Origin of the sequence: Devosia sp., from assembly GCF_024707125.1 — a bacterium.
GTDB lineage: Bacteria > Pseudomonadota > Alphaproteobacteria > Rhizobiales > Devosiaceae > Devosia.
On sequence record NZ_JANQAH010000009.1, the window covers coordinates 295,568 to 317,981 of the forward strand.

A 22,414-nucleotide genomic window follows, 5' to 3' on the forward strand; every position below is an offset into this window, starting at 1 on the left:
GCCGGGCGGGCCATGGCCCGAACGGATGGCGGTCTTTTACTGTTGGTTTTCCGCGGGCGCAAGAGGCAAGACCGGCGCAGGCTTGGGGAAATCTTCAGCCGGCTCACCCGAGGCCACCGGCAGCGGCAGGGGCCGCGCATTGCTGGTCACAGGCACTTTCCATTCAAAAGCGTCGAGCTTGCCGGTGACGGGCGAAATCGGCTCCCACTCTGCACTGACGAGCCCATCGGCTGTCCAGGCCGGATCGCGCGCGGCACGCAGACCCCGGGCCAGCCATTCGCGCGCCTTGCCCTGATCGCCGGTTTCGCCGGCTTCGATTTCGGCCATGAGACTCGCGACGCCCTCGGTGAGATCGGGCCCGGCATAGGGCAGCAGTACGTCCCGAGCCAGTGGCCAGTCATAGGCGTCGATGGCAGCACGGGCGAGCGCCATGGCGGCCGCACGGTGTTCAGGCGGCGTATCGACGATCTCGCGCATGCGCTTCAAACGCTCCACCGCCGAAGCGCCGGGCTGAGCGTGGCCATATAGCGCGGCGACATCGGGGTGCCCGGTCGCCCGCCAGATACGACGCAAGAGGCTCATCGCCTTGCGGCTCTCGCCCTGGTTGATATGGACGCGTGCTGCAATGAGCGCTGCGGGCACGAAATCGGGCAGGAGTTTTAATGCCGTCAGCGCATGTTCGAGCGCCACCAGCGGCTGGCTGGTTTCGGCTTCCCTCGCGCGCGCCGTTTCAATGACCGCCTGACGGCGGCGTTTCTTGGCGCGGCCTTCGCGGCCCGGCGGCACTTCGGCATTGACCATGGCCACAGCCTCGGCCCAGTGACCGCGCCGCACCAGATCGTCGAACACGGCTTCAGAGGCCCAGGAGCTGTCGGGCGCCAGACTCAGCGCCTTGCGGGCAAAGGTCAGCGCCGCTTCCGGACGTTGCTGGGTCCGGGCCTGATCATAAAGACCCGTCAACGCCGCCAGCGCGGTCTTGTCGCTGGCGATCAGCGCCCGATAGTGCTCGCGGGCCGCCGGCATATCGCCCACTGCAAGATCGGCGCGGGCTTCGAGCAATTTTGCCGCGCTGTTTTCGGGCAGCCGGGCTTGTGCCTCGCGGGCAAGAAGACGCGCCCGCGCCGGATCGCCCGATTGCAGGGCAATGACGGCATCGGACAGGGCTTCGACACCTTGTTCGCGACGACGCAGGGCGCGACGCCGGGCCATGGCGCGCGGCGCCCCAAAAATGCGGCGCAGCACGGCCCAAACGAGGATGATGAGCGCAGCAGCAAGCAGCAAGAGCACCACCGCCGTGCCGAGACGCGGCTGCATGCGATAGCCGGCCAATTCCAACGTCAGCGTGCCCGGCAGAGCCATCAACCACGCGGCGAGCGCCGCAACGACGAGTGAACCGACGATCCAGAGGGCGAGACGGATCATGCGCCGTTTCCTCCGGCCAGCGCCGCTTGGCGCAGCGTTGCAAGGAAGGTCTGGGCCGCGGCCTGCTTGTCGATTTCGTCGGCCACAGCGCCGGTGGCGGTTCGCATGGAGGGTGGCAGGGCGTCGAGTTCGGTCTTTGCCGCAACAAAATCGCCGCGCCCAATGGCGCCTTCGAGCCGCGCAACCACAGCCTCTGGCCCATCGCCCTCCACCGCCTCCGTGGGGCGCAGCGCTATGATGCCGCGGAACCAGTCCGACGTTGCTTCCTGCCAGCCGGCATCGGCCTCGACCGGCCTGCCGGCCAAAACATCGGGCAGCACGGCATTAAGATCGCGGGCAATGAGATCGGGGCGCTTGAGCCCGGTCATGGCATTGGCGAGCACGGCATCGGGCACGGCAAGATTGGGCAGCGCCTGCCGGAGGGCGGCAATTTCCGCATCATAAGCCGAGCCGGTGGCAAAAGCCGTTTCGAAGCCGGAAACGATGAGCGGCAGGCGCACCTGCCCCGCTTCGATTGCAGTACCCTCGGAAAAATCGGTTTCGAGCGTCGCGACCTTGGCGGTGACACCATCGAGATCGGTCTGGGTCTGGGCGGAAGCCTGACGCAGCGCAGCGAGTTCGGTTTCGAGCGCGGCAATGGCGGCAGCATTTTGCGCGGCCGTTTCACCGGCGGTCTGCGGCGCTGTGGTGAGCTCATCGACCCGGGCGCTAAGCGCGGCAAGATCACCTGCCAGCTGATTCGATGCCGTCGAATCGCCCGCCGGGGCGGACGCTTCAGGATTGGTTTCGAGCCCGGCGACCCGCGCGGTCAGCCGCGCCAGCTCGCCCTGCAGGGTGGAGGTAACGGTTTCAAGTTCCGGTACGGCCGTCGAAATGGTTGATATCCGCGGGTCGGCCGGCTGCGGCGCAGGGGCGACCGCAGGCCAATAGCCCAGCAGCGCCAGCCCATAGGCAGCGCCGAGACCCACGACACCACCAACGAGGCCAGCGAGCCACGCCGTCCCTGCCCCCGATTCGGCTGATGTAACCGGCGGCGGCGTGATCGGCTTTGATTCGGGCCTTGTCGTTGCGCTGGCCGGACTGGTCTTGGCCGGTTCCGATTTAGCCGGCTCGGGCTTGGCCTCTGCTTCAGGCTTTGCCGCATTTGGCTTGGCCGATTCGGCCGGGCGCGCCGTGCCTTCGAGCACTGGTGGCTTCACCGCGCCGGACTTGCCGGCGGGCGTGGTTGGGGTTGCGGCGCTTGCCTTGTCCTTGGGATCAGCCATGTGCCTTCCTTTTGCCTTGCCCGATCATGACCCAGATTGCTCGCGGGCAAAAGCCAGCGCCAGGGACATCATCGCTTCTTCATCCGGCCGGTCGGCCAGATGCACGCGGGTAAAGTGACTGCCGAGCAGCGGCTGCGCGACATTTTCGGAGAGGCACAACAGCACGAGATCGCGCTTTTTTGCCGCGCTGAGTTTTTCGCTCACCAGCGCACAAAAAATCTCCGCCGTTCGCCGGGAATAGACGAGCACCGCGTCAAGGCCGCCACTTTCGAGCTCCGTCAGCGTGCCGTTCGGGAAATATGATTCGGCGACCATGTCATAGACTGTCGCGGTGACCACCATGATCCCATGCGGGGCAAGCGCCTGCGCCAGGTCGCCGCTGAGATGCCGCCCGGCCGGATACAGCACCGGCCCCTCGATGCGGGCCAGCGCCAGCATGGTCGTCAGCCGCTCGAATGTGCCGCCGGCGCTGAACACATCTCTAAAGCCCAGGCTTTTTGCCTCGTGCGCCGTGCGATCGCCCACCGCATAGACCGGCAGGTGATGCAGGTCCGGGAGCACGCTCTTGTCCTCCAGCGCCCTGAGAGCATTGGTACTGGTCACTGCCAGGGCGGCAAAGCCGGACAGGTCCGGCAGATGGAAATCAAGCGCCGCCCGCGTCAGAAGAGGTGTTGCCACCGCCTCAATGCCGAGCGCCGCCAGCCGGTCGATACTGGCTTGTGCATCGGGCTCCGGGCGGGTGACGAGCATGCGCATGTTTTTCAACCCATCCACTGTTTGAGCCAGTCGGGCCCAGCCTGATCGAGCAGAGCCTGTCCGACCTTTTCGCCCAAAGCCTGGGGATCGCCACCACTGGCTTCAGCGCGGAAAGTCGTCTGCCCATCAAGGCTCAAAATTTCGCCCTTGAGGGTCAGCGAACCGCCCTGTCCCTGGGTAAGAGCCCCGACCGGGGTGCGGCAGGATCCATCGAGCACGGCCAGCATGGCCCGCTCCGCCGCAATACGCGCATGGGTTTGCGCATGATCAAGCGGCGCCACCAGGTCCAGAAAGCGCTTGTCGCCGCTGCGCACGGCAAGCCCGATGGCCCCCTGGGCCGGCGCGGGCATGAAATTGTCGGCATCAAGAACGGCCGTCGCCCGATGCGCCTCGCCCAGCCGGTTGAGCCCGGCCATGGCCAGCAATGTGGCATCGGCCACGCCATCAGCCAGTTTTTGCAGCCGCGTATGCACATTGCCGCGGAAGGGCACGATTTTGAGATCAGGCCGCAGCCGCAGCGCCTGCGCCGCCCGGCGAATGGACGACGTACCAAATTTCGCGCCCTCGGGCAGCTGATCGATCCCCGCCACCTTCAGGGATAAAAAAGCGTCGCGCACGTCCTCGCGCTCAAGAAAGGCGGCGAGCGCCATGCCCTCGGGCAGGCCTGTCGCCACATCCTTGCTGGAATGAACGCCAATATCGACGCGACCCGAAAGCAGCGCCTCGTCGATCTCCTTGGTGAAAACGCCTTTGCCGCCAATGGTGGACAGGGCCACATTGGCATCCTGACTGCGGTCGCCGCCGGTCGAAAACACTTCAATATGGATGTCGTCTTCGCCAACGCCATGGGCTGATGAAAGCAGGCTCCGGACCAGTTTCGCCTGTGCCAGCGCCAGCGGGCTGCCGCGCGTTCCGATCCGGGCGAAGGGGGCTGGCGATTGCATTATGGCTCTGTCCTAGTGTAGCGAAAACCGTCAAGGCGCCTCGCGCCGCCTCACCCTTGGGAGTAGACCAGTTCGTCGTGACCGGGCAAGCGCAAGCCATCATTCTGGGTATCGAGACTAGCTGCGACGAAACCGCCGCCTCCGTGGTCGTGCGGGATCAATCCGGCCACGGCACCATTCGTTCCAATGTGGTGCGCAGCCAGCTCGACGAGCACGCGGCCTTTGGCGGCGTGGTGCCGGAACTGGCCGCCCGCGCCCATGTCGAATGGCTCGATCACATCATCGCGCAGGCAATCGACGAGGCCGGCATCAGCCTCGATGACATCGACGCCGTTGCCGCCACTGCCGGCCCGGGCCTGATCGGAGGCGTGCTGGTGGGCCTGACCACTGCCAAGGCGCTTGCCGCTTCGCTGGAAAAACCGCTGATCGCCGTCAATCACCTCGAAGGCCATGCTCTTACCGCGCGGCTGACCAACGGCGTCAAATTCCCCTACCTGATGCTGCTCGTTTCCGGCGGCCACAGCCAGTTCGTGCTGGTGCGCGGTGTCGGCAACTATGAGCGCTGGGGCGGCACCATCGACGACGCGCTGGGCGAAGCCTTTGATAAGGTGGCCAAGCTTCTGTCACTGGGTCATCCCGGCGGCCCTGCGGTTGAACGCATTGCCCAGCAGGGTGACCCAAAACGCTTCAAGTTCCCAAAGCCGCTTCTGCGCGAAGAGCGTCTCGATTTTTCGTTCTCAGGGCTGAAGACCGCCGTGCGCCTACAGGCCGAGGCGCTGGCCCCGCTGACCGATCAGGACGTCGCCGACATCGCCGCAAGTTTTCAGGAAACCGTGGCGCAGATTGTTGGATTCCGCGCTCGCCAGGCCCTCGAAAAATTTGCGGCAGAATTCCCAGGCGACCCCATTCGCCTCGTCGTCGCGGGCGGCGTTGCCGCCAATCGCCGCATTGCCGAGGCCCTGCAAAAGCCCTGTACCGAATTCGGCGCCGATCTCATCGTGCCGCCCATCGCACTTTGCACCGACAATGGCGCCATGATCGCCTGGGCCGGCGCCGAGCGGTTGGCGCTCGATGATACCGACAGCCTCGCCATTGCCGCCCGCCCGCGCTGGCCGCTGCAGGACGAAGACATGAAGGTGAAAAGCCATGGCGCTTGAAACGGTAGCCGTTTTGGGTGGCGGCGCCTGGGGCACGGCCCTGGCACAGGCCGCGGCCATGGCTGGGCGCAGTGTGACGCTTGTGCTTCGCAACCAGGCTCAGGCCGATGCGCTCAACGCCACCCATATCAACCAGACCGCCCTGCCTGGCCAGTCCCTGCTGGAAACCATCACCGCCAGCGTGGAACCCGTACAGGCCGATATATTTATTCTGGCCGTGCCTGCGCAGGCGACGCGAACACTGCTTACATCGCTCGATCCCCAGCTGCTGGCCGGCAAGCCGGTGGTCCTTTCTGCCAAGGGCCTCGAGGCCGGCACCCTCGCGCGCCAGAGCGAAATTCTGGCCGACATGGCGCCCGACGCTATCGGCTACGTGCTCTCTGGCCCCAGCTTTGCCGGTGATGTCGCCGCCGGGCGACCCACTGCTGTCACCCTTGCCGGCGACGATGCCAATTCCACGTCGGACCTTGCCGTTGCCCTCGCCGGCCCCAGTTTTCGGCCCTATGCGGCCGATGACCGGATCGGCGTCGAAATCGCCGGCGCACTGAAAAATGTCTATGCCCTCGCCTGCGGCGCCGTCGAAGGCGCTAGCCTCGGCGCCTCGGCCCGCTCGGCCCTGATCGCCCGCGGCTATGCCGAAATGGCGCGCATGGTGCACGCGCTTGGCGGCTCGGCCCATACCCTCACCGGCCTTGCCGGCCTGGGCGATCTCACGCTCACCTGCACCTCGGTGCAATCGCGAAACTATCAATTCGGCATGGCGCTCGGCGCCGGCCGCAAGACAGCCGACATCCTGGCCGGTGGCGCCAAGCTCGCCGAAGGCGTTGCCACGGCCCCTGTTGCAGCCGCGCTGGCCGCCAGTCTCGATGTGGATGCCCCGCTCATCCACGCCGTTGATGCATTCGTTGCCGGCCGCGCCGATATTGCCACCATCGTTGCGGGGCTGATGTCCCGCCCGCTCAAGAGGGAACACTGAAAAAATGCTCTATGCCATGATCGCCAAGGACGCGCCGGGCGCCCTGCAGACCCGCCTCGATACCCGCCCGGTGCATCTCGAACACCTCAACTCGCTGGGCAAGAAGCTGGTCTTTGCCGGCGCGCTGCTCAATGCCGACGAACAGCCGGAAGGCTCCATCGTGGTCTTCGAAGCGGAAAACCTCGCCGAAGCCGAAGCCCTGGCGGCCGCGGATCCATTCGTGCCGGCCGGCGTTTTTTCGAGCTACGAGGTCAAGCGCTGGCGCATCGCCATCAACAACACCGCAGCGGAGTTTTAGGACCCATGGCCTACTGGCTGATGAAATCCGAGCCGGATGTGTTTTCCTTCGACGATCTCGTCGCCAAGACCGGCCGTGGCGAAGTCGAAGAATGGCATGGCGTACGCAATTATGCGGCGCGCAACAACATGAAGGCCATGGCGGTCGGCGACCAGGCCTTCTTTTACCACTCCAATATCGGCAAGGAGATCGTCGGCATCATGCATGTGGTGGCCCCGGCCCATCCCGATTTGACGGCCGACCTCAACGCCAAGGGTGAAGTGGTGTGGGAATGCGTCGACGTGCAATCGGTCAAACCGTTTCCGCGCCCGGTGACGCTCGCCGAGATCAAGGCTACAGAAGCGCTGTCCGGGCTTGAACTGGTAAAACTTTCGCGCCTGTCGGTCTCAAAGGTCAGCGACGCCGAGTGGAAGCTGCTGTGCAAGATGGGTGGCTTGTAAGCGCCTGGCAGAGCGATTCACGTGAAACGCTAAAAATCCGAAACCACGATGTCATCCCCGCGAAAGCGGGGATCTCTGTTTCGGCGTCGTGGATGAGGAAACCTAATCCCGTGGCACAAACGTAAACTCGGCCTCGTTGCCACCCGAGGGATCATCGGTCACCTCGATCGCCAGGTGTCCCTTTTCCAGCGCCACGAACCATTCTTCCCAACTCACCAGCTGAAAGCCATCGATCCGGTCCGGTCCCTCATTGCCCTCGGCATTGAGCGCGTCCTGCCCAAAGGTGAGCTGCAGCACAGTGCGGATGCCCGTGCCATCCGGCACGTCCATGAGCACGGGATTGCCACCGCGGGCTTCCACCCATTCGCGAATGGCGCGGCGGTCAGTTAGGGTTTTGGACATGACGCTTCTCCTTGGCATCGCCTTGCGAGAAGAAAGCGCCATGAGGCGCAAGGTTCCGCCGTTTGCGCCAAGGCGCAACCCTGCTAATTGTCCCTTCTGTTCGTCGGACAAAACGAACAAAAGAACAAAAGGGACGAAAATGGCAGCGCCAGCAAACCGCATTCTGATGGGCAAGATCGGCGCCGCCCACGGCATCAAGGGCGAAGTCCGCATCACCACGTTTACCGGCGAGCCCGAAGCCATCGCCGGCTATGGCCCGCTCGATACCGACCGCGCCGGCCTGACCATCACCATCGAGACAGCCCGCCTAAGCAAGAACGTGCTCGTGGCCCGGGTGAAGGGCGTTCGCGACCGCAATGCGGCCGAGCTGCTCAATGGCGTTTCGCTCTTTGTCGATCGCAGCCGCCTGCCCGATCCAGATGATGAGGACGATTTCTATCACGCCGATCTCATCGGTCTCGACGCTCGGCTCGATACCGGCGTCAGCATCGGCGAAGTGTCGGCGCTCCTCAACTATGGCGCCGGCGATCTCCTCGAAGTGCGCGATCCGCGTTCGGGTGACACCTTTCTTTATCCCTTCACCAAGGCCGTCGTGCCCACCATCCGCATTGCCGACGGCTTTTTGGTCATCGCCCCGCCGCTCGATGCCGAGCCAGGCGAGGAAGAGCCGGACTGATCGGAAGCAAAAGAATGTTTTCCGCTGATATCATCACCCTCTTCCCCGATCTCTTTCCGGGGCCGCTCGGCGCTTCCGTTCTCGGCCGCGGCATGGCCGATGGGTTGTGGACCCTGCGCGCCACCCATCTGCGGGATTTTGCGACGGACAAACATCGCACCGTCGACGACACCCCCTCGGGTGGCGGCGCTGGCATGGTGCTAAAGCCCGATATTCTGGCAAAGGCCATCGATGAGATCGCGCCTGCCAGCGATCCGCGCCCACGCATTCTGATGTCCCCCCGCGGAAAACCCCTCACCCAGGCCCGCGCCCATGAACTGGCAACGGGTCCCGGCGCCGTCATCGTCTGCGGCCGTTTTGAGGGTGTAGACCAGCGCGTCATCGACTCGCGAAACCTCGAGGAAATTTCCATAGGCGACTATGTACTCGCCGGTGGTGAAGTCGCCGCCATGGTCCTTCTCGAAGCCGTCGTGCGTCTCATCCCCGGCGTTCTCGGTGCCCTGGACAGCCGCGACGAAGAAAGCTTTGAGAACGGTCTTCTGGAATATCCGCACTACACCCGACCCCAGACATTTGAGGGCACTGATATCCCCGCGGTCCTCACCTCGGGTGACCATGCCAAAATCGCCAAATGGCGGCATGAACAGTCCCCTGGCGCTGACCAGGGTACGGCGGCCCGATTTGCTGAAGGACTAAAAGTCCCAAAAGACCCAAAACGCTGGACTCTCCGCGCGTTTTCTCCTATGAGCCGCCCATTCGTGCGCTTCGGGATCGGACCCGGCCGTGCGACAAGACCAAAAAGACTACCCTTCCGTCAAAAACCAAGACCGGGCGACGGGGCCGCAAGGCCCGTACAGAGTTGCCCCTAGAAAAGATCAGAACGGATCGAAAATGAGCAGCACTATCGAACAGCTCAATGCCGAGCAGGTTGCCCTGCAGGCTGCCAAGCGCGAACTCCCTGAATTTACCCATGGCGATACCGTCAAGGTGTGGGTCAAGATTCGCGAAGGCGACAAGGAACGTCTCCAGGCCTATGAAGGCGTGGTGATCGCCCGCTCCGGCGGCGGCATCACCGAAAGCTTCACCGTGCGCAAGATTTCGTACGGCGAAGGCGTGGAACGCGTTTTCCCGCTTTACTCGCCCAACATCGCTTCAGTTGAAGTGATCAAGCGCGGTAAGGTCCGTCGCGCCAAGCTCTACTACCTGCGTGATCGTCGCGGTAAGTCGGCTCGTATTTTCGAATCGACCAACGCTCGTACCCGCAAGATCGAAGCTGGCGAACGCGAAGCTGCCCAGGCCGCTCGCGAAGCCCGCGAAGCTGAAAAGATCGCTGCTGCCGAAGCCTTTGCCGCCGAACAAGCCGCCAAGGACGCTGAAGCCGCAGCCGCCGCTGCTGCAGCCGAACAGGCCGCAGCAACTGAAGGCGAAGCCAAGAGCGAATAAGCTTTTAGCGCAGCTTGAACGATCAAAGCCCGGCCGCAAGGTCGGGCTTTTTTGTTGGCGCCCCTGACAGCTCCCGTCAGCAGTGTGTCATGCCCCGCCATTTCCGGCTTTACCCCCGGCCCGGCTTGGTCCTAAAAGTGCCTCGGCCCCAAGCCTTGGAAAAAATCCGGATCTCCCCATGACCCTTTCCGTCGTCACCTGGAACATCAATTCGGTTCGCCTGCGCCTCGATATGGTGCTCGATTTTCTGCGCCAATATCAGCCCGATGTTCTGATGCTGCAGGAGATCAAGTGCACCAATGACCAGTTCCCGCGGAATGCCTTCATCGAGAACGGCTATCCGCACATGGCCGTGCACGGCCAAAAGGGCTATCACGGCGTCGCCATCGTCTCGAAATTTCCGCTGACCGACGTATCGAGCCGCGTCTTCTGCGAGATTCCGGAATCGCGCCATGTCTCGGCGCTGGTCGACATGGGCCACGGCCCGTTCACGCTGCACAATTTCTACATCCCGGCCGGCGGCGACGAGCCCGATCCGGAGATCAATCCCAAATTCAAGCACAAGCTGGGGTTCCTATCGGAACTGAAGACCTGGTTCAATGAACCCGTCTTCCAGCGCGGCCATCTCATCGCCGGCGATTTCAACATCGCCCCGCACGAGAACGACGTCTGGAGCCACAAGCAGCTGCTGAAAATCGTCAGCCACACGCCGGTCGAAACCGAGGCGCTCAATGGCCTGCTGAGCGGCGGCCATGGCTGGGTCGACGTTGTACGCAAGCACGTGCCCTACGATCAGAAACTCTATTCCTGGTGGAGCTATCGCAGCGCCGACTGGAATGCGGCCGACAAGGGCCGCCGCCTCGACCACATCTGGGCCACCGCCGACGTCGCCGAACAATCCAGTGGTGCCGAAATCATCCGCCCCGCCCGCGGCTGGACCGACAAGCCGTCAGACCACGTGCCGGTCATTGCACGGTTCGTAAAACCCTGACGTCACTCGTCGGTGGCATTGAGAAAGTGAGCTTCCCACTCACTTTCCGGCACCAGCTCACCCAGCGCATATTCGAAGGCGGCAACGCTGCGGATATCGGGCGCCACTGCGCAGCGATAGCGGATGTGGTGCCATTGGCCAGCGCTGCGGAACGCGCCGCCATCGGCGACGAGGTCGAGCCCGCTCACCTCGATCGCCCCGAAGGCATAGCCGACAAGCGCATCCGGCGGCTCCCCCAGCCCGGCCTCGCGCAATTGCTCCAGCGCCTCGATATTGCAGATCTGGATAATCTGTTCCTGATCAGCCAATAGCGGAAAATTCTCCCGCACCTCGCTGTTTGCGGGGTCATTGAGAATCGATGCTGCGTAAAAATCCGTGGCTGCAACCATGCCATCGGCTTGCTGTTGTACGGGCAATGGCTGTGGGAGCCCCAATTCCTCGACCGGTTCGGCGACCGCCTCGCGCTCAACACCCGATGCAGAGACCATTTCGGCCCGATCTACCGGCCTGGAGGGCATTTCGGCTTCGGAAATGAGCTCGACCATGATTGCGCGCGAGGGTGGCACGGGCAGCGGTTTGGGCACCGACAGCCAGAAAACCGCACTCAACAACAGGCCATGTGCCAGCAGCGATCCGGCAAACGAACCCTGTCTCTGCCAATGGAAAAGAGAAAATGCGCCCCACATGATGTCGGCGTGAACCGGCTTTGCGGCTGATTTTGGGAGGTTTTATTTGCTCTTCATCTTCCGCCGGAGCGGGTCGAGCGCCCCGAGATAGCCGGTCAGCTCCCGCTCGATCCGCTGCGCGGCTTTCTGAGCCAGCTCAGGATATTGCCGAATGAGCTTCAAAAACGCGGTGCGCGGCACGAAGAGCAATTCGCAATCGGTGACGGCGGTGATGGTCACCGGCCGCGGCTTATCGAGAATCAGCGCCATGGTCGAAATGACGCTGCCGGGCTCCGACAGCGCATAGGGCTTTCCAGCCTCGACACCCTCATTGCGCGCCTTGAGCGTGCCTTCGATGAGCACATAGGCGCCCTCGGGCACCGTGCCGGCCTTGTAGATGATTTCGTCGGCTTCGACATGGCGGCGATCGCTGGCAAAGCCCAGCATGCGCCGCTGCTCGTCGTCACACATCATGAAGAAATCGGCCCGCCCCAGAATGGCGGCCGCATCGTCCATTCTCATCAGCCACAGACCCGAATGCGCCCCGCCCGCTGAAAAGTTTCCGGCGGGTCAACGCATCTGTCTATAGGGCAGTTTTTCCACTTTATGAACACCCTTGACGGGCATCATCACGGAACGAGGCGATATCCCCCGTCTTCCGTCACCAGAAGCCGTGCATTGGAGGGGTCGCGCTCGATCTTCTGGCGCAGGCGATAGATGTGCGTCTCGAGCGTATGCGTGGTCACGCGGTTGTTGTAGCCCCAGACTTCTTTGAGCAGCACGTCGCGCGTAATCGTCTTCGGCCCCTGGCGGTATAGGTACTTCAGGATGGACGTTTCCTTGTCCGTCAGCCGCACCTTTATGCCGTCATTGCTTTCCAGCAGCTTTGCCGCCGGCTGAAAGCTGTACTGGCCGATGGTGAAGACGGCATCCTCGCTTTGGTCGTGCTGGCGCAGCGCCGCGTTGATGCGCGCCAGAAGGACGGGAAAGCGAAATGGCTTGGTGAGATAATCATTGGCGCCCGAATCGAGCCCCTTGATCTCATCGGCTTCGCTGTCGTGCCCGGTCAGCATCAGCACGGGGCTCTTGAAACCCTCCTGGCGCATCAGCTTGACCGCATCGCGACCATCCATGTCGGGCAGGCCGACATCGAGGATCGTCAGCTCGACATTGTTCTCGCGCAGGGCTTTCAGCGCATCATTGGCGGTGCCGGCTTCGACTATGTCGAATTCAGGCTGGCTCTTGAGCTGTTCGACCAGGGTTTCGCGAAGATCCGCATCGTCGTCCACAACAAGGATGCGTCGCTTATTCATTGCAGTCTCCGGTCTTTTTCACTCAGCGGACCAAGATCACATCATTGCGACCTGTTCTTGGCCCGCCAATCACATCGACGTTATTCGGCTCAAAGTAACGCCTAGGCCCTGGAAAAAGTTGCAGCGCTTCAGACTTGAGTGCGCCGCCCAAAGAGCGCCGAGCCCACGCGAACATGGGTGGCGCCCATGGCAATGGCGGTCTCGAAATCCCCGCTCATGCCCATGGAGAGGTTTTCAACGCCCGCCAGCTTCCCCAGCGCTGCGAGATGCGCAAAGTACGGCCCGGCCGGCTGGCCATCGGGCGGAATGCACATCAGGCCCACGATATCGAGCCCATGCACCTCGCGGCAACGCCGCACGAAATCCACGGCCTCATCCACGGAAATGCCGACCTTCTGCTCCTCGCCGCCAATATTGACCTGCACGAAGCAGGGCAGGCGCTTTCCGGCGCGTTGCATCTCTTCGGCCAGCACAGCGGCCAGTTTCTCACGATCGACCGTCTCGATGACATCGAACAACGCCACGGCTTCCCGCGCCTTGTTGGTCTGCAGCGGTCCGATCAGATGGAGCACCACATCGGGAAAAGCCTCACGCAGACCCGGCCATTTTTCCTTGGCCTCCTGCACGCGATTCTCGCCAAAGACGCGCTGCCCCGCCTCCAGAAATGGTCGCACCGCCTCGGCGTCAAAAGTCTTCGACACGGCAATGAGTTCGACGCTTTCAGGCGGCGTGCCGAAGCGGCGCCGCGCCTTTTCCATGCGGGTTGTGATGTAGTCGAGCGCTGCGCGAGCGCCATTGACGCGATCGGCCATGAGAAGGCCCCGTTTCTGTTGACCTTGAGGGGGATTTCTGGTGATGGTCCGGTAGCCAAAATCCCCCAAAAGCGCAAGCTGGCCCAGCCCTTTGAGGTCAAACGCGCGCTTCGGACAAAGAATTTTCAAGGACGAGCAAGTGAGCGGCGAACGCTACAATCCGCGCGAAAGCGAACCGAAATGGCAGAAGATCTGGGACGATGCGAAGAGCTTCGTCACCGCCAATGACGATCCGCGCGAGCCCTACTACGTCCTAGAAATGTTCCCGTACCCGTCCGGGCGCATCCATATGGGCCACGTGCGCAACTATTCCATGGGCGATGTCGTGGCGCGCTATTATCGCGCCCGCGGCCGCAACGTGCTCCACCCCATGGGTTGGGACGCCTTTGGCCTGCCGGCGGAAAATGCCGCCATCGAGCGCAAGACCCATCCCGGCACCTGGACCTACCAGAACATCGAGGCGATGAAGGCGCAGCTCAAGTCGATGGGTCTCTCCATCGACTGGACGCGCGAATTCGCCACCTGCTCGCCCGAATACTATCAGCACCAGCAGGCCCTCTTCATCGACATGCTCGAAGCAGGCCTGATCACGCGGAAAAATTCCAAGGTGAACTGGGACCCGGTCGACATGACTGTGCTCGCCAATGAGCAGGTCATCGATGGGCGGGGCTGGCGCTCCGGAGCCGTGGTGGAACAGCGCGAGCTGACCCAGTGGTTCTTCAAGATTTCGGATTTTGCCGAGGACCTCTTGGAGGCCCTCGACACCCTGACCGAATGGCCGGAAAAAGTCCGCACCATGCAGCGCAACTGGATCGGCAAGTCCGAAGGCCTGCGCCTGCTGTTCGAACTGGCTCCGTCGGACAAGACCGATGCCACAAGCATCGAAGTCTTCACCACGCGCCCGGACACCATTTTTGGTGCCTCCTTCGTCGGCCTCTCGCCTGACCACCCGCTGACGACTGCTTTGGCTGCTAACAATCCGGCCCTGGCCGAATTCGTCGCCGAATGCCATCGCCACGGCACGGCCACGGAAACGCTGGAAAAGGCGGAAAAGCAGGGCTTTGACACCGGTCTCCGCGTAAAACACCCGGTCATCGAAGGCGAGACCCTGCCCGTCTATGTCGCCAACTTCATCCTGATGGATTATGGCACCGGCGCCATTTTCGGCTGCCCGGCGCATGACCAGCGCGACCTCGACCTTGCTCGCAAATATGGGCTCAGCGTCATCCCCGTCGTGCTGCCGCACGGCGCTGACCCGGCAACGTTCGAAGTCGGCAACGAAGCCTATGTTGACGCTGGCAACATCTTCAATTCCGGTTTCCTCGATGGCCTTTCCATCGACGATGCCAAGAAAAAGATTGCCGAGCACTTTGGCGCGCTTACCGTCGACGGCAAGGTCCAGGGCAAGGTCGAAGTGAACTATCGCCTCCGCGATTGGGGCATTTCGCGCCAGCGCTATTGGGGCTGCCCGATCCCGGTCGTGCATTGCGAAGTCTGCGGCACCATTCCCGTGCCCAAGAAGGACCTGCCGGTCCGCCTGCCCGACGATGTCACCTTCGACAAGCCGGGCAACGCCCTCGACCACCACCCGACCTGGAAGCACGTCCACTGTCCGCAGTGTGGTGCTTCGGCTCGTCGCGAAACCGACACCATGGACACTTTTGTGGATTCGTCCTGGTATTTTGCCCGTTTCACCGCACCCCAGGCCGATACCCCGACCGTGCCGGCCGTCGCCAATCGCTGGCTGCCGGTTGACCAGTATATCGGCGGCGTCGAGCACGCGATTTTGCACCTGCTCTATTCGCGCTTCTTCACCCGCGCCATGAAGGCAACCGGGCACGTCGACATCAGCGAACCCTTCAAGGGCCTCTTCACCCAGGGCATGGTGACGCACGAGACCTACAAGTCTCAATCAGGCGAGTGGGTAAACCCCACCGAAATCGTCATTGAAGCCAATGGCGATACCCGCACTGCTCGCGATCTCAAGACCGGCGCGCCGATCAGCATCGGCTCGGTCGAAAAGATGAGCAAATCCAAGAAGAACGTGGTGGATCCCGACGAGATCGTCGCCACCTATGGCGCCGATACCGCTCGCTGGTTCATGCTCTCGGATTCTCCGCCGGAACGCGACGTGCAGTGGACCGAAGCCGGCGTCGAAGGCGCCAGCCGCTTCCAGCAGCGCGTCTGGCGCCTGGTCAATGAATCGATCGAGATTGCCAAACAATCTTCGGAGACTGTTTCGTCAAGCGACGCTTCTGACGCCCTGGGCTTGCGCCGCATCATCCATCGCTCTGTTCATGGCATCGCTCACGACATCGAAGGCCTGCGCTTCAACCGCGCCGTCGCCCAGATCTATGAGCTGACCAATGCCCTGACCAAGGCGCTGGGCAGCAATCTGGGCTCTGCCCAGCGCGCCGCGATCGCCGAAGGCGTCGAAAAGCTGACGATCCTTCTGAGCCCGATGATGCCGCACCTCTCGGAAACCTGCTGGGAAGTGCTTGGAAAGACTGGCCTTGTCGCCGACGCCCGCTGGCCGGACGTTGATGCGGCCCTGCTGGTCGACGACGAAGTGACCCTGCCGATCCAGATCAACGGCAAGCGCCGCGCCGAAATCTCGGTGGCCAAGGGTCTTGCCGCCGCCGAAGTCGAACAACGCGTCTTGTCACTCGACGAAGTTGTCCGCATTCTGGAGGGCAAGGCCCCGAAGAAAATCGTCGTGGTGCAAGACAGGATCGTCAATGTCGTTGTCTAGGCTCAAGCACCTCGCCCTGATCGTCCCCCTTGCCCTGGCTTCGGCCGGGCTTGGGGCCTGTTCCTTCCAGCCCGTCTATTCGGGCGCGCTGGCCGAAAAGCCGCAACTGCAGCTTGCTTATGCGGCACCAAAAACGCGGCTGGAACAGATTGTCTATTCTGAACTGAGCTTCCGCCTCGGCAAGACCACCTCCCCCACGGCGCCGCTCGTCTCTGTGACGGTGTCGGCCAGCGACGCCGAGCCTTACCTCAGCGCCACGGCCAATCCCAACAAACCGCGCGAAATGACTGTTTCGGCTACGCTGACCATCACCCCGCGCGATGGCATCGACAGCAAGCCGATCACCATTACCCGGGTCGCAAAAGCCCAGCACACGCGCAGCGGACAGGTGCTGGCCGACGAAGCAGCGATCATCGAGGCCCAGGAGCGCGCAGCGCGTTCCGTGGCTGAGTCGCTGCGCCTGGCCGTTCTAGCGGCCCTCGCCAAGGGATGACCGCACTCAAGGCCCATGAGGTCACGCGCTTCCTGGCGCGTCCCGACCTCACCGAAGGCGTGTTTTTGGCTTACGGCCCCGATGGCGGCCTCGTCCGCGAAACCGCGCAGCGCCTGATTCGCTATCTCAGCGGCGATGACCCTGCCTCCGCAGACGTTTTCATCTTCGACGGCCCCGAACTCGACGCCGAGCCCGGCCGCCTGATCACCGAAGCGCGCAGCACCTCGCTTTTCGGCGGCAAACGCATCATCCGCGTGCGCAATGCCAGCAAAAGCCTCGTCATGCCGCTGACCGAGCTGCGCGACGATCCGGGTGGCACCGCCATCGTGCTCGAAGCGGGCAATCTCGCTCCTCGCGACGCCCTTCGGGCCCTCGTGGAAGCCGCCAAACTCGGCCGCGCCCTGCCCTGCTACCCCGATACCGACGAAACGCTCACCAATCTAATGCGCGAAACCTTCAATCAGGCCGGTATCCGCGTCGATTCCGACGTCGTCCCCACCCTGCGCGAGATTCTGGGCAATGATCGCGAAATCACCCGTCGCGAACTCGAAAAACTGACGCTTTTCGCCGCCAGCACCAAATCCCTAACGCGCGAGGATGTTCTGACCCTTTGCGCCGACAACGGCGCCTTGGCCATTGACGCAATTCTCGACGCCACGGGCGGCGGTCATGCCGAAAAGCTGGAAATGGCGCTCAATCGCGCCCTAACGTCGTCGGTCAATCCCCAGCAATTGCTGGCCATGCTGACCAATCATTTCGCCAGCCTCCGCCGCTGGCGCGTCGAGGTCGACGCCGGCAAAAGCCCGCGCGGCGTCCTCGACAATGTAAAGCCCAAACCGCACTTTTCGCGCATCGGCCAGCTGGAACAACAGCTCCGCCTCTGGACCGACCCGGCACTTGCCCAGGCCTCAGAACGCCTCCTACAGGCAACCAGCGACAGCCGCCGCAAACCCGCTTTGGCAACAGCGATCCTGCACCGGACCACCCTCGCCCTATGCATGATGGCCGCAACGCATTGATTTCAAACGTGTTTCATGTGAAACACTGAACGCCATTGCCGCAGCGAAGCGCCGCCACCTGCTCCATCGTCATTGCCGGGCTTGTCCCGGCAATCCATCTCGCCACAGGCATAGACCGCCGGGACAAGCCCGGCGGTAACGACGATAAACAAGATCGCCAGACCCTCCCCAAATGTAAGCGAACCAGCGCTCGAAGAGCGCGGTCGTAAGATAGGCCCACAAAACAAAAACCCCGCTTTCGCGGGGTTTCCAAAGTTTCAAAATTCCTGAGCAGCCTAATTATGCTGCCCTGTCAGCTTCAAGCAAAGCGCATCGAGCTGCTCCAGCGTCTTGTAGCGGATTTCCACCCGCCCGCCGCGATCCGAATGGTTGAGCGACACGGAGAGGCCCAAAACATCGGAAAGACGCCGCTCCAGCGCCACAGTATCGGCATCGCGCGCCGGTTCGCTGGCAGGAGCTTTGCGCGCCGGCGCTTCGCGCTGCTGGCTCAGGGCCTCGGCTTCACGCACCGAAAGCCCCTTATCAACAATCTGCCGCGCCAGGCCGGAGGGATCTTCTACTGTGATCAGCGCACGCGCATGCCCGGCCGTCAGCGTGCCACTTGACACCATGCCCCGCACATCTTCCGGCAGCTTTAAGAGGCGCAGAGTATTGGCCACGTGCGAGCGGCTCTTGCCGATCACCTGCGCCAGGTCCTGCTGCGTATACTCGAACTGCTCGATGAGTTGGCCATAACCCATGGCCTCTTCGAGCGGATTAAGATCGGCGCGCTGCACGTTCTCGATAATGGCAAGCTCGAGCGCTTCCTTGTCATCGACCTCGCGGACGATGACGGGCACATCATGCAACCCAGCCTTCTGCGCCGCGCGCCAACGACGCTCACCGGCAATCAGCTCAAAAATGTTCGGATCATCGGTCGGCCGCACCAGCAGCGGCGACATAACACCCTTTTCGCGGATCGAATTGGTCAGCTCTTCGAGCTGATCGGGATCAAACGTCCGCCGCGGATTGGCGCGGTTGGCGATGATAAAATCAACCGGCAGTTTTTTGCCACCGGAACCCGTATCGGTAACGCGTGCTGCTTCCAGGGAAGCCATATCGCCAATGAGAGCAGCCAGACCCCGGCCAAGACGTGTGGGTTTGTCGTTCATTTGAGAACTCCTAGGCTGCTACCAGCCGCCGCTCACGGCGGATGACTTCGGTGGCGAGGCGCAAATAGGCCTGGCTGCCCGCGCATTTCAGATCATAAAGCAAAGCCGGTTTTCCGTATGACGGCGCTTCAGACAGCCGCACGTTTCGCGGGATGACCGTGTCATAGACCAAATCGCCCATTTCGCTGCGCACGTCAGCAAGCACCTGCTCGGACAGATTGTTGCGCTTGTCGAACATGGTCATCACCACGCCCTGAATGGACAGGCGCGGATTGAGCGTCGAGCGAATCTGTTCAATGGTCTGTAAAAGCTGGCTAAGGCCTTCGAGCGCGAAAAACTCGCACTGCAGGGGCACCAGCACGGCATCGGCAGCCACCAGCGAATTGACGGTAAGAAGGTTCAACGACGGCGGGCAGTCGATGAGAATATAACTCACCGCCTGATCGTTGATTCGCAGGTCCGAAAGCTGCTTGAAAGCGTCGCGCAGCTTGAAGGCGCGATCCGCCTGACCTGCAATGGTCAATTCGACGCCCAAGAGGTCCATGGTCGAGGGTATGATCGCAACGTTCGGCACGCTGGTCATGATTGCCGCCTGCGCCACGCTGGCTTCGCCCACCAGCACGTCATAGGACGAGACTTCACGATCGTCGCGCGAAATGCCGAGACCGGTGGAAGCATTGCCCTGCGGGTCGAGATCGACAATCAGCACGCGCTCACCAATGGCGGCTAGCGCCGTCGCCAGATTGATCGCAGTGGTCGTCTTGCCGACGCCACCCTTCTGATTTGCCAGGGTCAGGATACGGGGTGCCAAGAGCAGGCCTCCAGTTGTGCCGCTAAGACGCTGATTTTCTTTTGAGATTCGTGATCGCTAGGATCACGCCGCCCGGATCAGTGTCACTCTTGTTTACTACCACGTCATAGGCCCAATGCGCACCCGATTCCGTGAGTTCATCAACATGTTCCCGCCCTTTATGGAGGATCGCCCTTGTTTTCGCAGCGAAAAAGGGCTCCATCCAGTCACAAAGCAGCGGCAGAGCAGCCAGCGCCCGGGACGTAATCACGTCCGGCTCGGGTGTTTCACGTGAATCAATTTCGTCGCTGCGCCGGCCAATGACAGTCACATTGAGATCAAGCTCGCGCGCCACGGTTCGCAGAAAGCTAACCTTTCGTGCCGTCGGTTCCACCAGCACAAAATGCCGGTCCAATCCCTTGCTGGCGATCGCCAGTGGCAAAGCTGGAAATCCGCCGCCGCTGCCAAGGTCCATGAACTCACGGTCACTCTCTGTCAGCAGTGGTAATACCTGCAAGCTGTCGGCAAAATGCCGTTCCCAAACCGAACCCAACGTTTCACGTGAAACAAGATTCTGCACGGCCTGCCATTTTTTCAGCAGCGCAGCATAGGATTCCAGGTCTCGGCCAACCTCATCCAGCGACCGGCCAAAGTGCGCCGCGTAGGGCGCAATCGCCTTGAAATCTGCCATCAACCGGCCTTCCGCAGATCACCGCGACGGATCACAGCCAGGAGAAGCGTAATCGCGGCCGGCGTCATACCGTCCATGGCTTGTGCCTGCGCAATCGTCTGCGGCCGGAACTGCGTCAGCTTCTGCCGCAGCTCCATCGAGAGCCCCGGAATGGCCTGATAATCGAGTTCATCCGGAATCTGCCGCTGCTCGTCGCGCCGCATGCTTTCGATGTCGGCCTGCTGCCGATCAAGATAGACGGCATATTGGGCATCAATGCCAAGCTGCTCACGCACAGCTTCCGGAATATCCGTGAGATCCGGCCAGAGTTTTGTGACGTCGTCCCAGCCAAGGTCGGGATAGGACAAAATCTCGAAGGCACTCCGACGCTTACCGTCTTCGTTGATGGGAATGCCAACCCTGCGGGCCTCGCTCGGTGACGCCATTGCAGACCGGAGGCGTTGCTGCCCTTCCGCCAGGGCCACTACCTTCGCCGAGAACAACTCGCGTCGTTCTTCGCCGACCAGGCCCTTTTCGACACCCTGCGGCGTCAGGCGCTGGTCAGCATTGTCCGCCCGCAGATGCAGCCGGAATTCGGCGCGCGAGGTGAACATGCGGTACGGCTCGGAAACACCGCGGGTCACGAGATCGTCGATCATCACACCAAGATAGCTCTCGGTGCGCGAAAGGATCATCGGCTCCTGGCCACTGGCCGCCAGTGCCGCGTTGGCGCCGGCCAGCAGGCCTTGCGCACCCGCCTCTTCATAGCCGGTCGTGCCGTTGATCTGCCCAGCAAGGTAAAGACCCGGCTGACGCTTCACTTCCAGCGTCGGCCGCAGCTCGCGCGGATCGACATAGTCATATTCGATGGCATAGCCCGGACGAACGATTTTTACATTTTCGAGCCCAGGCATGGAGCGCAGGAAGGCGTCCTGCACATCTGCCGGCAGTGATGTAGAAAGACCATTCGGATAAACCGTCTGCTCCTCAAGCCCTTCCGGCTCCAGGAAAATCTGATGGCTGTCACGATCAGCGAAACGCACCACCTTGTCTTCAATGGACGGGCAATAGCGCGGGCCGCGCGATTGAATTCGCCCGGAATACATGGCCGATCGATGCAGATTGTCCTGGATAATCTTGTGCGTTTCCGCAGTCGTCCGGGTGATGTGGCACGACACCTGCTGGGTCGTGATCGCCTTGGTCAGCGCTGAAAATGCTTCGGGCGGATTGTCCCCGGGCTGTTCTTCGAGGACGGAATAATTGATGGAATCCTTGTCGAGCCGCGCTGGCGTTCCCGTCTTCAGCCGTCCAAGCTGAAGGCCAAGATTTTCCAGCCGCGTCGAAAGGCCGAGCACCGGCTTTTCGCCCACCCGGCCGGCCGGCGTCGTTTCCTCGCCACGATGAATGAGCCCGCGGAGGAACGTCCCTGTGGTCAGCACGACAGCTTTGGTTGAAAAGCGGCGACCATCGAGCAACACGACACCGGAAATAGCGCCGTCTGTCACCTCAAGATCATCAACCTCGCCTTCGATCACGTCGAGGTTTGCCTGCGCCGAAATGGCTGCCTGCATGGCATTGCGATAGAGCTTTCTATCTGCCTGGGCGCGCGGACCACGCACGGCCGGGCCCTTGCGGCGATTGAGCACGCGGAACTGAATACCGGCCTCATCGGCAACACGGCCCATAAGGCCATCGAGCGCATCGATTTCACGGACAAGATGACCCTTGCCCAGACCGCCAATGGCCGGGTTGCAGCTCATCTCACCGATCGTGGCGAAGCAATGAGTAATGAGCGCCGTGGGAACGCCAAGTCGCGCAGACGCTGCCGCGGCCTCACAGCCGGCGTGACCGCCTCCAACGATAATGACAGCATAGTCAGTCATAGGAATTTTCCTGAACGGCTCTCAACGGCGCACAAATCGGCGCAGCGAAAAGAGAGCGGTCAATTGAAGTTTGACGTTCTCATACAGCGTCTTGGG

At 62.2% G+C, this 22,414-nt stretch carries 23 protein-coding genes and 1 pseudogene; 11 read left to right on the forward strand and 13 right to left on the reverse strand.

The features are described 5' to 3' along the window. Nucleotides 1–36 precede the first annotated feature (36 nt). From NVV77_RS11425 to hemC, 4 genes are read right to left on the reverse strand one after another with little or no spacing between them, the layout of a single operon-like run. Nucleotides 37–1,422, reverse strand: coding sequence for a heme biosynthesis HemY N-terminal domain-containing protein (locus NVV77_RS11425; protein ID WP_295413165.1), 1,386 nt, complete (start codon nt 1,420–1,422; stop codon nt 37–39). After that, nucleotides 1,419–2,687, reverse strand: coding sequence for a hypothetical protein (locus NVV77_RS11430; RefSeq protein WP_295413168.1), 1,269 nt, complete (start codon nt 2,685–2,687; stop codon nt 1,419–1,421). The genes NVV77_RS11425 and NVV77_RS11430 overlap by 4 nt, the downstream gene beginning before the upstream one ends. A 24-nt stretch (nt 2,688–2,711) precedes the next feature. Beyond that, the gene (locus tag NVV77_RS11435; RefSeq protein ID WP_295413171.1) at nt 2,712–3,443 is read right to left on the reverse strand and encodes a uroporphyrinogen-III synthase; all 732 of its coding nucleotides are present in this window, start codon (nt 3,441–3,443) and stop codon (nt 2,712–2,714) included. A gap of 5 nt (nt 3,444–3,448) precedes the next feature. Next, complete coding sequence (gene hemC, locus NVV77_RS11440; RefSeq protein ID WP_295413174.1) at nt 3,449–4,387, reverse strand: hydroxymethylbilane synthase; 939 nt, start codon at nt 4,385–4,387, stop codon at nt 3,449–3,451. A gap of 98 nt (nt 4,388–4,485) precedes the next feature. Between hemC and tsaD the strand changes: the two genes are divergently transcribed. From tsaD to NVV77_RS11460, 4 genes are read left to right on the forward strand one after another with little or no spacing between them, the layout of a single operon-like run. Continuing rightward, entirely contained in the window at nt 4,486–5,544 is a 1,059-nt protein-coding gene (gene tsaD / locus NVV77_RS11445) for a tRNA (adenosine(37)-N6)-threonylcarbamoyltransferase complex transferase subunit TsaD (protein ID WP_295414439.1), read from the forward strand. Then, nucleotides 5,534–6,520: an NAD(P)H-dependent glycerol-3-phosphate dehydrogenase gene (locus NVV77_RS11450; protein ID WP_295413177.1), complete on the forward strand. Its 987-nt coding sequence runs from the start codon at nt 5,534–5,536 to the stop codon at nt 6,518–6,520. The genes tsaD and NVV77_RS11450 overlap by 11 nt, the downstream gene beginning before the upstream one ends. A gap of 4 nt (nt 6,521–6,524) precedes the next feature. Continuing rightward, the gene (locus NVV77_RS11455) at nt 6,525–6,818 is read left to right on the forward strand and encodes a YciI family protein (protein WP_295413180.1); all 294 of its coding nucleotides are present in this window, start codon (nt 6,525–6,527) and stop codon (nt 6,816–6,818) included. Between the two features lie 5 nt (nt 6,819–6,823). Continuing rightward, entirely contained in the window at nt 6,824–7,258 is a 435-nt protein-coding gene (locus NVV77_RS11460) for an EVE domain-containing protein (protein WP_295413183.1), read from the forward strand. A gap of 102 nt (nt 7,259–7,360) precedes the next feature. Here the strand turns inward: NVV77_RS11460 and NVV77_RS11465 are convergent, their stop codons facing one another. Beyond that, the gene (locus NVV77_RS11465; RefSeq protein WP_295413185.1) at nt 7,361–7,660 is read right to left on the reverse strand and encodes a hypothetical protein; all 300 of its coding nucleotides are present in this window, start codon (nt 7,658–7,660) and stop codon (nt 7,361–7,363) included. Between the two features lie 139 nt (nt 7,661–7,799). On the opposite strand from NVV77_RS11465, the gene rimM reads away from it, so the two are divergent. The 4 genes and pseudogenes from rimM (at nt 7,800) to NVV77_RS11485 (ending at nt 10,770) form a co-directional block, all read left to right on the forward strand. Then, the gene (rimM, locus tag NVV77_RS11470; RefSeq protein ID WP_295413188.1) at nt 7,800–8,336 is read left to right on the forward strand and encodes a ribosome maturation factor RimM; all 537 of its coding nucleotides are present in this window, start codon (nt 7,800–7,802) and stop codon (nt 8,334–8,336) included. A 14-nt stretch (nt 8,337–8,350) separates the two neighbouring features. Next, nucleotides 8,351–9,032 (forward strand): annotated as a pseudogene (gene trmD, locus NVV77_RS11475) (tRNA (guanosine(37)-N1)-methyltransferase TrmD). A gap of 195 nt (nt 9,033–9,227) precedes the next feature. Further along, nucleotides 9,228–9,779 carry a 50S ribosomal protein L19 gene (gene rplS, locus NVV77_RS11480; RefSeq protein ID WP_295413191.1) on the forward strand — a complete coding sequence of 184 codons (552 nt, stop codon included), beginning with the start codon at nt 9,228–9,230 and terminating at the stop codon, nt 9,777–9,779. 178 nt (nt 9,780–9,957) lie between these two features. Next, nucleotides 9,958–10,770: an exodeoxyribonuclease III gene (locus tag NVV77_RS11485; protein WP_295413194.1), complete on the forward strand. Its 813-nt coding sequence runs from the start codon at nt 9,958–9,960 to the stop codon at nt 10,768–10,770. Nucleotides 10,771–10,772: 2 nt separating this feature from the next. Here NVV77_RS11485 and NVV77_RS11490 read toward each other — a convergent pair whose 3' ends face one another. The 4 genes from NVV77_RS11490 to NVV77_RS11505 form a co-directional block, all read right to left on the reverse strand. Further along, nucleotides 10,773–11,315: a DUF930 domain-containing protein gene (locus tag NVV77_RS11490; protein WP_295413197.1), complete on the reverse strand. Its 543-nt coding sequence runs from the start codon at nt 11,313–11,315 to the stop codon at nt 10,773–10,775. A gap of 183 nt (nt 11,316–11,498) precedes the next feature. After that, the gene (locus tag NVV77_RS11495) at nt 11,499–11,951 is read right to left on the reverse strand and encodes a Crp/Fnr family transcriptional regulator (protein WP_295413201.1); all 453 of its coding nucleotides are present in this window, start codon (nt 11,949–11,951) and stop codon (nt 11,499–11,501) included. A 113-nt stretch (nt 11,952–12,064) separates the two neighbouring features. Further along, on the reverse strand, nt 12,065–12,748 hold the full coding sequence (locus NVV77_RS11500; RefSeq protein ID WP_295413204.1) for a response regulator transcription factor: 684 nt from the start codon (nt 12,746–12,748) through the stop codon (nt 12,065–12,067). Between the two features lie 128 nt (nt 12,749–12,876). Then, nucleotides 12,877–13,560 (reverse strand): YggS family pyridoxal phosphate-dependent enzyme, encoded by a 684-nt coding sequence (locus NVV77_RS11505; protein WP_295413207.1) that lies wholly within the window; start codon nt 13,558–13,560, stop codon nt 12,877–12,879. 139 nt (nt 13,561–13,699) lie between these two features. Here NVV77_RS11505 and leuS point away from each other — a divergent pair, with 139 nt between their 5' ends. From leuS to holA, 3 genes are read left to right on the forward strand one after another with little or no spacing between them, the layout of a single operon-like run. Next, the gene (gene leuS / locus NVV77_RS11510) at nt 13,700–16,312 is read left to right on the forward strand and encodes a leucine--tRNA ligase (protein WP_295413210.1); all 2,613 of its coding nucleotides are present in this window, start codon (nt 13,700–13,702) and stop codon (nt 16,310–16,312) included. Continuing rightward, the gene (locus NVV77_RS11515; protein WP_295413213.1) at nt 16,299–16,805 is read left to right on the forward strand and encodes a hypothetical protein; all 507 of its coding nucleotides are present in this window, start codon (nt 16,299–16,301) and stop codon (nt 16,803–16,805) included. The genes leuS and NVV77_RS11515 overlap by 14 nt, the downstream gene beginning before the upstream one ends. Next, entirely contained in the window at nt 16,802–17,824 is a 1,023-nt protein-coding gene (gene holA, locus NVV77_RS11520; RefSeq protein ID WP_295413216.1) for a DNA polymerase III subunit delta, read from the forward strand. Before NVV77_RS11515 ends, holA begins: the two co-directional genes overlap by 4 nt. 275 nt (nt 17,825–18,099) lie before the next feature. Here holA and NVV77_RS11525 read toward each other — a convergent pair whose 3' ends face one another. The 4 genes from NVV77_RS11525 to mnmG are packed head-to-tail and all read right to left on the reverse strand — an operon-like array spanning nt 18,100 to nt 22,318. After that, the gene (locus tag NVV77_RS11525; protein ID WP_295413219.1) at nt 18,100–18,975 is read right to left on the reverse strand and encodes a ParB/RepB/Spo0J family partition protein; all 876 of its coding nucleotides are present in this window, start codon (nt 18,973–18,975) and stop codon (nt 18,100–18,102) included. A gap of 10 nt (nt 18,976–18,985) precedes the next feature. Further along, a complete protein-coding gene (locus NVV77_RS11530) occupies nt 18,986–19,786 on the reverse strand; it encodes a ParA family protein (RefSeq protein ID WP_295413222.1) in 801 nt (266 codons plus the stop codon). Nucleotides 19,787–19,808: 22 nt separating this feature from the next. Beyond that, complete coding sequence (gene rsmG / locus NVV77_RS11535; protein WP_295413223.1) at nt 19,809–20,456, reverse strand: 16S rRNA (guanine(527)-N(7))-methyltransferase RsmG; 648 nt, start codon at nt 20,454–20,456, stop codon at nt 19,809–19,811. Continuing rightward, nucleotides 20,456–22,318, reverse strand: a complete 1,863-nt coding sequence (gene mnmG, locus NVV77_RS11540; RefSeq protein ID WP_295413226.1) for a tRNA uridine-5-carboxymethylaminomethyl(34) synthesis enzyme MnmG — start codon at nt 22,316–22,318, stop codon at nt 20,456–20,458. The genes rsmG and mnmG overlap by 1 nt, the downstream gene beginning before the upstream one ends. Nucleotides 22,319–22,414: the final 96 nt, after the last annotated feature.